The organism is Aliiglaciecola sp. SL4 (assembly GCF_041538045.1).
Lineage (GTDB): Bacteria > Pseudomonadota > Gammaproteobacteria > Enterobacterales > Alteromonadaceae > Aliiglaciecola.
In genome coordinates, this window is sequence record NZ_JBGOSE010000001.1 from 419116 (window position 1) to 432026 (window position 12911).

12 protein-coding genes are annotated in these 12911 nt (G+C 40.8%); 8 read left to right on the forward strand and 4 right to left on the reverse strand.

The window, feature by feature from the left end:
* Positions 1-17: 17 nt before the first annotated feature.
* The gene (locus tag AB6T38_RS01925; RefSeq protein WP_372545622.1) at positions 18-449 is read left to right on the forward strand and encodes a DUF3859 domain-containing protein; all 432 of its coding nucleotides are present in this window, start codon (positions 18-20) and stop codon (positions 447-449) included.
* A gap of 109 nt (positions 450-558) precedes the next feature.
* Here AB6T38_RS01925 and AB6T38_RS01930 read toward each other — a convergent pair whose 3' ends face one another.
* A complete protein-coding gene (locus AB6T38_RS01930; protein WP_372545624.1) occupies positions 559-1695 on the reverse strand; it encodes an RNA polymerase sigma factor in 1137 nt (378 codons plus the stop codon).
* A 2-nt stretch (positions 1696-1697) separates the two neighbouring features.
* Positions 1698-2597: an alpha/beta fold hydrolase gene (locus AB6T38_RS01935; RefSeq protein WP_372545625.1), complete on the reverse strand. Its 900-nt coding sequence runs from the start codon at positions 2595-2597 to the stop codon at positions 1698-1700.
* A gap of 588 nt (positions 2598-3185) precedes the next feature.
* On the opposite strand from AB6T38_RS01935, the gene AB6T38_RS01940 reads away from it, so the two are divergent.
* Positions 3186-4739 (forward strand): amidase, encoded by a 1554-nt coding sequence (locus tag AB6T38_RS01940; RefSeq protein ID WP_372545626.1) that lies wholly within the window; start codon positions 3186-3188, stop codon positions 4737-4739.
* 398 nt (positions 4740-5137) lie between these two features.
* Here the strand turns inward: AB6T38_RS01940 and AB6T38_RS01945 are convergent, their stop codons facing one another.
* Both AB6T38_RS01945 and AB6T38_RS01950 read right to left on the reverse strand, forming a co-directional pair.
* Complete coding sequence (locus tag AB6T38_RS01945) at positions 5138-5506, reverse strand: hypothetical protein (RefSeq protein WP_372545627.1); 369 nt, start codon at positions 5504-5506, stop codon at positions 5138-5140.
* A gap of 20 nt (positions 5507-5526) precedes the next feature.
* Positions 5527-5700 (reverse strand): hypothetical protein, encoded by a 174-nt coding sequence (locus AB6T38_RS01950; protein WP_348492656.1) that lies wholly within the window; start codon positions 5698-5700, stop codon positions 5527-5529.
* Positions 5701-6145: 445 nt separating this feature from the next.
* Between AB6T38_RS01950 and AB6T38_RS01955 the strand changes: the two genes are divergently transcribed.
* The 6 genes from AB6T38_RS01955 to fadD all read left to right on the forward strand — a co-directional run bounded on the left by AB6T38_RS01955 (position 6146) and on the right by fadD (position 12906).
* Complete coding sequence (locus AB6T38_RS01955) at positions 6146-8074, forward strand: ATP-dependent DNA helicase (RefSeq protein ID WP_372545628.1); 1929 nt, start codon at positions 6146-6148, stop codon at positions 8072-8074.
* Between the two features lie 4 nt (positions 8075-8078).
* On the forward strand, positions 8079-8762 hold the full coding sequence (tsaB, locus tag AB6T38_RS01960; RefSeq protein ID WP_372545630.1) for a tRNA (adenosine(37)-N6)-threonylcarbamoyltransferase complex dimerization subunit type 1 TsaB: 684 nt from the start codon (positions 8079-8081) through the stop codon (positions 8760-8762).
* Between the two features lie 122 nt (positions 8763-8884).
* Positions 8885-9205, forward strand: a complete 321-nt coding sequence (locus AB6T38_RS01965; RefSeq protein WP_372545632.1) for a hypothetical protein — start codon at positions 8885-8887, stop codon at positions 9203-9205.
* A 313-nt stretch (positions 9206-9518) separates the two neighbouring features.
* Positions 9519-10160 carry a Slp family lipoprotein gene (locus AB6T38_RS01970; protein ID WP_372545634.1) on the forward strand — a complete coding sequence of 214 codons (642 nt, stop codon included), beginning with the start codon at positions 9519-9521 and terminating at the stop codon, positions 10158-10160.
* A gap of 143 nt (positions 10161-10303) precedes the next feature.
* Positions 10304-11149: an alpha/beta fold hydrolase gene (locus tag AB6T38_RS01975; RefSeq protein WP_372545635.1), complete on the forward strand. Its 846-nt coding sequence runs from the start codon at positions 10304-10306 to the stop codon at positions 11147-11149.
* A 104-nt stretch (positions 11150-11253) separates the two neighbouring features.
* The gene (gene fadD / locus AB6T38_RS01980; protein ID WP_372545636.1) at positions 11254-12906 is read left to right on the forward strand and encodes a long-chain-fatty-acid--CoA ligase FadD; all 1653 of its coding nucleotides are present in this window, start codon (positions 11254-11256) and stop codon (positions 12904-12906) included.
* Positions 12907-12911 lie beyond the last annotated feature (5 nt).

The window sequence follows — 12911 nt, forward strand, 5'->3', positions numbered from 1 at the left end:
GAAAGAGATTAGCAGTAATGGCAAAATCTAAAGCGCAATTCGAAATGACCAGTTTTGGCCTTTATGAAGGGTGGGATAGCAAAAGTAAAGAATTGCCTTCGATTCGCAACTTTACCACCAAAATTCCTGCGACTTTAGACGTTGAGTTCGGGTTTATTTTAGAGGTCAAAAAGGGCAAAGGGCTGAAGTTAGATTACACTATTTACCACCCCAATATTCCGGATAAAAAGGGCAATGTTTTGGAGCCCTTCAGTGGTGATGTGTATGTTCGAAATAACAACTGGGAGTTCTACTTAGGGGATACCTTGTGGGCGCCCATCCACGATAAAGTAGGAGACTGGCGCATGGTAATCGAATGTGACGGCAAAATAGTAGCGGAAAAAACCTTCACCGTTTTGGAAGAGTACGCCGATGGCGAGATCCAATTCTGGAAAAACCGAGGTTATTGATTTTATTTTGATTTCACTCTATAGATAGGCCATCAGGGTAAGTGTATAGATTACTCGCACAATAGTGCTATATAGACGCTTACCCTGACATCCTTATCTAGGGATTAGATTATATTACTAGACGGCCATTGTTAATCAATCCAATCACCAAGCCAGAAAATCCAATCACCACACCTAGTAACAAACAAGAGTAGTTTATAAGCATTGTTGCTTTATTGGCTTTTTTACCAGAAGCATTTGTGGCGTGTGTATGCATCAATGTCATACTGCGTATCACCAACAAAACTAGACCTACTGAAAATCCGAGGTAAGTAAATACCGGCCCCATCCATCCTGATGTAAACTCGTATCCTGCCGTAATGATAAAACCCCACGCAATTACCCATGCAATGGTTTCATTACGATAGCGCTTAAACACTGCTTTCTGTGGTAGTGTTTCAAGTCTTTTTATGGCTATATTAGATGACCAAATTATGCTGAAGACGGCTAAAAAAGCACCTAGTAAAGAGCCACCTATAATCATGAATAACTTCATGAAAAAGCTGGAGCCAGCTTTACTCGTCGAGCCTACTGTAGTTGTTAACGTTGCAGCTGCTGCGGGGGCTGAAGGAACAAGCATCGATAATATTAATCCACTAAAGCCTAATGCAGGGGCAGAACTATAGATATAAGCACTCGCATTTTTCAATAGCTTGGTTTTTAATGTTTGGCGAACCCGTGAAAGTTTTTTACGCACATTAGCCTCACTCAAGTTGAGTAACGAGGCTACCTGCTTACTCGACTGCTCTTCTCGATAATAAAGCAGCACTATTTCACGCTCATCAGAAGCGAGCTCTTCAATAAACTGACGTAAAACATATTTTTGATTATTAAGATAAAGTTGTTCTTCGCTTTCTTCTTTAGGATCAACCAGCTGTTCAAGAATAAGGTTGGCTTGAGCTGAATCAACTTTTTCTTTCACTTTGTTATCGCGCAGAAAGTTATATGCAGTAAACCTTGTACTTTGTCTTATCCAGGGCAAGAAGCTATTTGGGTTTTTTAACTGGTTAAGATTTTGCCACAGGGACACAAACACTTGTTGGGCAATTTCTTCACTGTCATCTATATCTTTTACGATGGCCAGTGCAATAGAAGTAACTAAGTTTTGATATTGCTTGATAAGGCGTTCATATGCTTGCATATCTCCTTTTTGAGCAAGTAATACTTCTTGAGCTAAGGGCATTGACTGTGCAATTGAATTTTCCATCACTATTCCCCTAAAAACTGTGTAATTTGCTGATTGACCCAAGTGGCGTCGTCAAAAAACATGAAGTGGCGTGTGGTTGTATTCATTACACCGGTTGCATTTTTTACATTTTCAAATTGTTGGGAGTATAGTGAACTAACCATTTTTTGCTGGGCTTGCTGAGAATAGCCCCCGGAGGCCCCAAGCATAAGTATATTGGTATTGGACTGGGCTAGAGGTTGTCGCATATCGGTGGTCAAAACATCATACATGGTATTGCCTACTATCTCAGGATTTGACTGTTTAGCCATTTCGACAATTCTGTTTTGATCTTGAGATGAGGTGGCTTGTATAAAAACCCCTTGTTGTGTTTGCGCAGCTAATTGTTCACTGGTCATGTTGGCATACATTGTTTTGATATTTTTAGCTTGGGCTAGCATCATATCAGCAGTTGTTGACGAGTTACGAGTAAAAATAGGCCCTATAAATGGTAACCCATCTATTGAAACCAGTTTACCTATTTTGTCCTGATGATAACTAGCAAGCACAAAACCTGTTAATCCTCCCAAACTGTGACCTATAACATCTGGCTTTTGTAAATCGTTCTCATCAATATAGCTTACTAAGTCTTGTACTAAATTGGCGATGCTAAAATTGCCGCTTGCTGGAGTGTTTGCAAACCCCTTTATTGAAATTAGGTGAACTTCATATTGAGGTAAGAGGGCATTAACGACACTATCAAAAACACTAGCGTTGGACATTAATCCAGGAATTAGAATGATCTCTTGTCCTTGTCCCTTTACTTCTACATTAAACGTATTGTGTTCTGATGCATGTAATTTAGAGCAACACAATAAGCATAATAACGCTGCGATTATTGTCATTGAGTGGCGTTTTGAGCGAACCAAATTTTTTGTTGTCATAAGTATTTCAGCCTGTATTAATCATATTAAAAATAAAATATTTTATGCTTTTCATACCTAAGTAACGGTGAGCTTGAAAAGTGTGACAACTTTTTTAAATTAATTGGAATAATTTTGCTTAGGCTTCCAGAAATCGTATTTATGACACCAAAGGAAAACGAATTCCCTAAGACTTTTTACATTTTTTATCATGGACAGGCATGCATTAGCTTTTTTTAATATGAGCATGGTTAACTCACACCAGTGTGGTTATTTATTATTTTGCCAAAGAGAAAGCGGGTCTCTTTTTATGAGCACTCAAGTCATTAGCTAGTGAATGGTGACTGTCTAGATTGTTTTTTTGAAAGGTGCCTGTCCACATTATTATTTTTTGCTGTTATGGAAGTGGCGCTAGATTGCCGGATATTTTATCACTATTGAATTGCGTTAAGTTGTGCTTTATGCTTTTTGACGTGTCTAGTTCCTAGGCTTCGAATGTTCAGATATGTTGGTATTAAATGCATCGTTTACTGGCGATTCAACATAAAGCGAACATTCTCTGAAACATAAAATTGGCAACCTATTCCACTCTTACTGATTGGCTATTGAATGATCAAATTATTTGTTTCAACCCCTAAACTTATTGTTCTAATCACCTTCATTTCGATTTTACAGGGCTGTCAGCCAGAACAAGAGCAAGCCAAAGATATTGATGTTACAGAGCTTAGCATTGCGAAAATTCACACTGCTTACCAAACGAATCAATACAATAGCCAAGACTTGGTGAAGGCCTACCTAAAGCGCATTGGACAGTATAATCATAGAGTTAATGCTATCAGTGTGATCAATCAGAATGCCCTTGAGGTTGCCAGTAAATTAGATAAGGAGTTTGCTGAAACCGGAAAATTGCGTCCTTTGCATGGTATCCCCATTTTGGTGAAAGATAATATCAACACGGCTAATTTACCGACCACAGCAGGCTCTTTAGCATTAGCCGATTACATTCCGGAACAGAACGCCTTTGTTATTCAAAAACTGGTTGATGCAGGAGCGATAATTTTGGCTAAAACCAATATGGCAGAATGGGCTTTCAGCCCCAAACACACGGAGAGCTCCACCCTAGGCATCACTCGTAATGCCTATAATCAAGATTATGTCCCCGCGGGCTCCAGCGGTGGAACAAGCTCGGCCATCGCCGCGAACTTTGCAACTGTAGGCCTAGGTACAGATACCGGAAACTCAATTCGCGGGCCTTCTTCCCATGCTGCGCTGGTGGGGCTAAGAACCACTATAGGCTTAGTGTCACGCAGTGCCATAGTGCCTTTGTTTTTACGCAATGATGTGGTTGGGCCGATGGCAAGAACAACCGAAGATGCCGTTCGGGTTTTGGATGTGATTGCTGGCTACGATGAAAATGATCCCATCACGGCTAACGCTGAAGGTAAAATTCCAAAATCTTATCTGTCATATTTAGTTGAAGATGGATTAAAAGGGGCTCGTATCGGTGTCTTAAATCAGCTCAGCGATAACCATCCTGATCCGGAAATTTCTACTTTATTTCAACAGTCTATTGAAGATCTAACAACGCTTGGGGCCACTGTGATCAATCCCATTAATATCCCAAACTTTGACAATTTAAAAACCAATCAATGGTGTGCGGAATTCCAGCATGATGTGGAAGCGTTTTTAGCTACCTATGTGAAAAATGAAAAGATGCAAACCCTTGAAGATATCATTGCTGTTGGCTCAAAATCGGAGTTTGCTAAAGGGCGACTGGAAGCTAACCTTGGAATAAGTGGGCGTTATGGTGCACCCTCTATTGAGTGTTCAGATGCATATCACGATGCCCGTAGAATTGCATTTAGACATGGCGTTGAAGAGGTGATGGAGCAAAACAAACTTGATGCGCTTATCTATCCAACCTGGAATAACAAACCCGCCCTAATTCGTCGTTTTGAAGAAGATTACAAAGGTGATAATAGTCAAGTTATTAGCCCGCACACGGGCCAACCAGCGTTCACCGTACCTATGGGATTCACTTCGGAAAACTTACCCGCAGGGCTACAATTTATCGGCCGAATGTATGATGAACCTAGGCTTATTAAGCTCATTTATGCCTATGAACAGGGAACTTTACATAGAAAACCCGCAGAGTTGAACTAAGCGGCCGTTTTGTATGATTTGATGTGCAGCGTTGACTAATCATTAACGCTAAACTCTGCAGTTCAGTTGTTAGGTGCATTTGGTAACTACTTAAACGGTAAATCTTTTTAGAGTTGTTCGCATTTAACTGGTTAAAATTAGCGACTCGAATAATTTTGTTAAGCTTTAATGGTTCATAAAATCAAAAATACCAAGGAAGGGGTGATTTCCTATTTGTTCAACTTGGCCAGAGAAGTGGGGCGGAATTGAATAACGGCGCACTGTGAAATTAGCTAAGGCTTTGGGATAACCTAATGTTGTGCAAAAACTAGTGACATTTAGGAAATAAAAAAGAGCGATAAATCGCTCTTTTTTAAGAATGACATAAAGTGTCTCATTTTAAAGACACCTAATTGTAATTAGTTACAATCAGAAACGTCACCACCAGTCTTTTCTTTCATTTTGATGCACGCTTCTTTCATTTTATCAGCGCCTGCTTCTTTCATTTCTTCTACTTCATCGCTGGCATCTTCCATCATTTCTGAGGCTTTTTCTTGTGCAGCATCTTTCATCTCAGAAGCTTTTTCGCTAGCGTCATCCATCATATCTGAGGCTTCATCTTTAGCGTCATCCAAGTAATCTGAAGTTTCTTCCTTAATATCTTCCATTTCTTCAGTCATTTCAGCTTTGGTTTCGCTGGTAGATTCTTTTTGGGCTTCTGAGCAGCCTGCAAGACCTAAGCTAGCTATAAATAGTGATAATACAATTTTCTGATTGATTGTTTTCATTGTGTTTCCTTTAGTCCATTTTAAAGTGCAGTTTCTTTTTTAAGTGATCGAGCAAAGGTTAATGTCACAAATAAAAAGATACCAACGTAGCATATCGTAGAGATTATAGCTGACATTAACATACCAGATAAGCCGGCAGGTTTGAAAATTGCCATCAAGGTGACAACAGTCGCTAAGATTAACCAGAATAACATAATCGAACTCCTTTCTAAGTGCCACTTGAAACAACTGGTTTTAAACCTGTCGTTTCCATCAATAAAAACAGAAAGGTAGCAAGTAAATCTTACTGTTTTATGATGAATAAAATAATATTCTAAGCATTGCTTATTCTGTGCCAAAACTATAACTGTTTGTTTTATAGCGCTATTTTTGTGTTTCTATATGGTCCTGTAAATTATGCTTCATAAATTTGTCTGTTTTTTAATACACCTTTGGTGCGAACTGTCTTTTTTGGGGCAATTTTTTAAACCATTGAGCTGCATAAAGCATCGGCAAAGATTATCTTCCGCTAACATTATTTCGATTTTTTTGGCATACTCACCGCCAATTTCTCCCGCTCATAGGCTGGAGAGTAATTTTCGATAAATGGATAACAATAGTGATACTAATTTGTGACAGTAACAGACAGGCAAACAGTGCATGAGTAAAACGTCAGAGTTGTTTGCCGAAGACGGGGTATTGTCTACCGCAATTGCCGGATTTAGTCCCCGCGCATCACAAATTGCCATGTCTGAAGCCATTGAGCAATGCATTGACGATCAAGTGCCACTCATTGTTGAGGCAGGTACAGGCACGGGTAAAACCTTTGCTTACTTGGCTCCAGCGATGATAAGTAATAAAAAAGCCATAATCTCAACAGGCACAAAAAACCTGCAAGAGCAGTTATTTCATCGAGATTTACCCTTACTCAAAAAAGCCTTAGCCAGTAATCGGCAAGCCGCGCTGCTTAAAGGTCGTTCAAATTACCTTTGTTTACATCGATTAGGCCAACATGGTGGTAATAGCACGCTTTTAGAGCGGGCAACCTTAGACGAATTGACCCAAGTGAGGCAATGGGCCTCAACTACTAACACAGGGGATATGGGAGAGCTAAAGTCTTTGGCAGAAAATGCCAGAGTTTTACCGCTAGTTACATCTACCGTTGATAATTGTCTAGGTCGAGATTGTCCTGATTATGAAGATTGTTATTTAGTTAAAGCCCGCAACAAAGCAATGGATGCGGACATAGTGGTGGTGAATCATCATTTATTTTTTGCTGATATGGCACTCAAAGACACAGGCTTTGGAGAACTTATTCCTGAAGCCGATGTGGTGGTGTTCGATGAAGCCCATCAAATACCTGATATCGCTAGTGAATATTTTGGTGAAGCTCTTTCCAGTCGACAAATACATGACTTAGCCCGAGACATTGAAATCATAAAACGAACGCAACTCAAAGACGCTGAACAATTGGTAAAAGTTGCTGAAAAATGTCGTTTGATTGCTGCTGACTTGCGGATTTTATTCCCGGTTACCCCTGAACGAGGCAATTGGCGACAAATGCTGAAACGGCCTGAGGTTGAAGTTCAAATTAGTAAGTTAGACGAGTCGCTAACGGTGCTTTATGAAGTCATAAAAATCCACTTAGGTCGAGAGAAAGAACTGGATACTCTTTTCGAAAGGGTGACACACGCCAAAGCGAAGCTGGCGGTTTTAAACGATGTTAATCAAAAAGGTGTGAGTTTGTGGTACGAAACAACGCCGAAGCACATTGTTTTGCATTTAACGCCGCTGAGCATTGCTAAACGTTTTGCTGCCTTTATTGAAGAACCAAAACGAAGTTGGATTTTTACCTCTGCTACCTTGATGGTTGATGGCGGCTTTGCTCATTTCCAGCGTTTAATGGGTTTAGATACTGCCAAAACATTGGCCTTGGATAGTCCCTTCGATTATCAACAGCAAGCGGTATTATGTGTACCTCGCTATTTACCTGAACCTAGCAGTTGGGAAATGCGACAGCATTTACTGGAAGTTGCCATTACGCTTATTAAGGCAAGTAAGGGACGCTGTTTCTTGCTGTTTACATCCCATGCAATGCTGAAAATTATTGCCGAAAGTTTACCCGAACATATTGATAACCCAATTCTAGTGCAAGGCACGACCACTAAACGTGCGTTATTGGATGAATATGTCAGCAATAAACAAGCGGCGTTATTAGGCACTGGGGCATTTTGGGAAGGGGTTGACGTCCGTGGTGATGATTTAACCTGCGTAATGATCGATAAACTCCCGTTCGCCGCACCAGATGATCCACTTTTGCAAGCGCGTATTGAAGATTGTCGAAAATCTGGAGCGAACCCGTTCGCTCAAATACAGATACCTCAAGCGGTTATTTCCCTTAAGCAAGGAGCGGGGCGACTCATTCGTGATGAAGAAGACAAAGGGGTGTTGGTGATCTGCGATAATCGACTAATAACCAAAGATTATGCGAAAACATTTTTAGCTAGTTTACCGCCCATGAAGCGTACCCGAGACCTGTCGGTAGCGGTAGATTTTTTAACTGAATTAAATTCCTCTGAAGGCCTTTGAATTAATGAAAATACTTGCGATAGATACAGCCACTGAAGCCTGTTCGGCGGCGATTTCTGTAGAACAAAAAACGGATTCAATATTTGAAGTGTGTCCGCAACAACATAGTCAAAAACTATTGCCCATGGTTGAACAGCTACTAGAGCGCAACGAGCAAACCCTGGCCACAATTGATTATCTGGTGTTTGGACGTGGTCCTGGCAGTTTCACAGGCGTGCGCATTTCGACAGGGATTATTCAAGGTTTGGCATTGGGCACTGAAAAGCCTGTCGTTGGGATTTCTACCTTAGCCACCATGGCACAGCAAGCAATTGATGAGACTCAGGCGACTTTAATTGCAGTCGCCATAGATGCGCGAATGGATGAAGTATATTTCGCGCTTTATCGTAATGAGAATAATCTGGCCTGTTTGCTTGGGGAAGAGCAAGTACTTGGACCTGATGCGGTGCTTGAGCTACTAACGGATAAACCGGACGTTTTATGCGGAACAGGTTGGACTGCTTATAAGGCATTCGAAAACGTTGTAGCACAAGCTGGACAGCCATCCATTTTATATCCAAGTAGTGCAGCTATGATACCGTTAGCGATAGAGGCAATTGGGCAAGACAATGTGAGTGACGTAGAGAATATTCAACCGGTTTATTTGCGAGACAAAGTCACATGGAAAAAGCTGCCGGGTAGGGAATAGTTATATTAACTAGATTGGTTTAAAGAGCCCTTTTTCTTTTTTTGAATAAGGACGCCTCTTGTGCATGATAATTGCAGTTTAAAATGGTTTGACAGATAAAAAGGATGCAAGAGTTTAACTAAGTGGAAATTAAATCTTCGTTGGTTGCTGCGCAAAACCAACTGACCATAACACCCACTGCCCGTGAACCGCAAAAACAAGCGGAAGCACAAGAGCAGAAACAGCAAAGACGTGACACTGAGTTGCCACGTCAGCAGGTTGTTGCGCGTCAAAATTCCCCCGAAGCATTTGCCCAAGCTGAAAGTTTTAGTCAACAAAAAAGTGGTTCATCACAACCTCAAGATTTTAGTGCTCGCCAGGCCATCGATGCCTACCAATCGCTGGCCAAAGAAAATCAACGTAGTGAAATTCAATCACTCTTAGGTATTGATACCTTCGTTTAATTTCTAACTTTTGAACCCCATCAAAACAATATTCGGTGTAATATTTTTCGCTGATTTGTTATGGTGATTGGTAATGTTTAGGGCTTTTATATCCTGAAATAACGTTGATTCATCCAAATTTTAAACGAATTGCGAGAATGGGGTGTTACTATAATTCGATGTTACTATAAACATCTATCTATTTGATTATGGGATGGAGTGTAAGAGCCATTGTTTTTGTGGTTTAAACTCGAGTAGATCATAAATCCAGAATCTATTCACGCCCGTATATATTAAATTAAGTAAGCTAAATCAAGCGGTAAAGGGGATTCTCATGTTAGCGAAAATCACGGTGTTTCTTTCAGTTGTACTGATGGCGGGTTGTTCTATCATACCTGAAAGTATTCAGGTAGAAGAGGGGGCGACTTTACTCGAATACCAGCAAGTTACCAACAACCCCGAAAGCAATATTGGAAAACTAGTTCGTTGGGGAGGAGTTATTGCTGAAGTGTCTAACTTACCGGATGCTACTATGGTTGAAGTGGTGGACTTTCCATTGCGCTCCTATGGTCGACCTTCTATCTCAAATCAAAGTATGGGTCGTTTCAGAGTTTATATCGACGGTTTTATCGATCCTGTCGTGTTTGAAAAAGGTCGTTCAATCACCTTTACAGGAACAGTTATGGGGTCAGAAGAAGGTATGGTGGGTGAACATAAATTTATGTTTCCTACTATTCAATCAAGTGGATACCATCTTTGGAAAGAGTTAGAACAGGTAAATGTGAATAGCATAAGCATGTGGCCCTATGGGAACTACTGGGGATGGCCATATCGACCTTATCACCAACGGGTTATTATCCGTCGCACCAGTGATAGTCCTTCTGGCGGTGCTTCAACGCCAAGTAGGACGATACAACCAAATAGCACACCACGGTTGCGAAATAACAGGGGCAGAACTACAGATAAAGAGCCTTAAATTCTGATTTTATTCTAATTATAAGTAATAAAGATAACGGTGTATCACGGCGGATAATTTCCGGTCTTGGCAATAAAGTGTTAAAAAGCGGCATGTAATTGCCGCTTTTTTGTTTTTCACGAAATGCTTAATAGGACACTAAAATGCATGATTTCAGGTTTTCTTTGCCTAATCTTGAGTTAGCAGGACTCGCAAATGGACACACCGATAAACCCTTAATTATTGCTTTACATGGTTGGTTAGATAACGCGGCGAGTTTCATCCCTTTATCTAAATATTTGCATGATTACCACTTGGTTGCTATTGATTTTGCTGGCCATGGGCTATCCAGTCACCGCAGTGCTGATGCTCATTATCATCAAATTGATTTTGTTCATGACTTACACGAGTTTGTATTGAGCCAAGGGTATAAGAATTTTATTTTGCTGGGGCACTCAATGGGCGGAATTGTCGGTTCTATGTATGCCAGTAGTTTTCCTGAATTTGTGTCTCACTTTATTACCATTGAATCTTTTGGTCCCATGTCAAAAGATGCGCAAACTAGTCCATTGCAAATGCGTGAAGCCATAGAGAGTCGTATGGAACTGCAAGCTAGGGAAGCAAAACATCCGAAAAGTTATGATTCTGTCGTGAAAGCTAGAGCTTTAGCAGGAGATCTAACGGAAGAGGCCGCGACCCTATTAGTGAATCGAAATTTACTGGAACAAAATGGTGAGCTTCGTTTTCGCACCGATAGACGACTTCGTACACTCTCCTCTGTTCGCTTGACGGATGAACAAGCCAAGCACTTTATGCAAAATATTCAAGCCCCCACACTGGCAATTATGGGAACCTCAGGATATGAAGTTATGCGTGAAAAAGTGCAAGAGAGACTTGAATGGGTGGCGAACCTTAGTCATGTGACTTGTGAAGGGGGACACCACTTACATATGGACTATCCGGAGGAGATAGCCACAAAACTGCTTAACTTTTTAGCGTCTAATCCATAAAATCAATAAAATTAGGCAACAATCAGGTCTTACCTGTATTAATTTTAATGTTCATTCGTTAAGATCATGTAATTGTATCGAGAAGCATAAGCCCTGGAGGCACAATGGACAAAATTTGGTTAGAGCACTACGACCCTAAAATTCCTGCAGAAATAGACCCAGAGCGTTATTCTTCAATAGTCGATATATTTGAACAGTCTGTCTCGACTTACGCTAAAAAAACTGCGTTCATCAATATGGGTCATAGTATTACGTTTGCAGAGCTAGATAAGTTATCTGCTCAATTTGCTGCTTATCTGCAAGGACAAGGATTACAAAAAGGTGACCCCGTTGCCATTATGATGCCGAATATTATTCAATACCCAGTGGCATTGTTCGGCATATTGCGAGCAGGATTGACAGTGGTCAATGTAAATCCTCTATATACCGCTCGAGAGTTACAACACCAATTAAACGACTCCAATACTAAAGCCATTGTTATTATTGAAAACTTTGCATCTACGTTAGCGCAAGTCATTGAGCAAACGAATGTTCAAAAAGTATTGCTGACGCAAGTCGCTGATATGTTCCCAGCACCCAAGCGTTGGGTAATGAATTTTGCAGTAAAGTACATTAAAAAGATGGTGCCAAAGTTCTCCATTGCCAATACTGAAAACTTCACTTCTGCAATTAAAAAAGGCGCTTCTTTAACCTATACCAGACCTGAAATAAACAATGATGACATTGCTTTTTTACAATACACCGGTGGTACCACAGGTGTATCAAAAGGAGCTATGCTGACGCATCGCAATATGGTGGCCAATTTAGAGCAAATTTCGTCTGTGCTAGAAACGGTAATCGAACCAGGAAAAGAGTTGGTGGTCACTGCTTTACCGCTCTACCATATCTTTGCGTTGCAAGCCAATTGTCTGACCTTCGTAAAGTTTGGTTGCCCAAGTTTGTTGATAACCAACCCTCGAGACATGAAAGGCTTTGTAAAAGAAATGTCAGAACATCACTGGACGGTGATTACTGGTGTGAATACCTTATTTAATGGACTGCTCAATACACCAGAGTTTAATGATCTCGATTTTTCAGGCTTAAAATTTGCTTTAGGTGGCGGTATGGCGGTGCAACGTCCCGTAGCTGAAAAATGGGAAAAAGTAACCGGCAAAGTCCTGCTAGAAGGGTATGGTTTAACCGAATGTAGCCCAGTGGTGAGTGTTAACCCTCCACAACTCAAGAGTTACAAGGGGTCTATCGGCATGCCTGTTTCTTCCACCGATATAAAATTATGTGACGATGATGGCAACGAAGTACCTATGGGCCAACCAGGAGAGATGTACGTCAAAGGTCCACAAGTAATGAAAGGTTATTTAAACCGTCCTGAGGCAACCGAAGACGTTATTAAAGATGGCTGGCTATTAACAGGTGATATTGCGACTGTTGACGAGCAAGGTTACTTTTATATCGTCGATAGAAAGAAAGATATGATTCTAGTGTCCGGGTTTAACGTATTCCCAAATGAGATTGAAGAAGTTGCGGCTATGCACGAGCAAGTGGTGGAAGTCGCGGCAGTTGGTGTGCCAAGTGAGTCATCTGGTGAAGCAGTTAAACTCTTTGTTGTACGTAATTCAGACGAATTGACTGAAAAAGCACTGATCGCTCATTGCCGTAAAAATTTAACTGGATACAAAGTGCCAAAATTTGTTGAATTTAGAGACGAGCTTCCCAAGACAAATGTTGGTAAGATACTCCGCAAAGAGTTGCGCGATTAACTTAA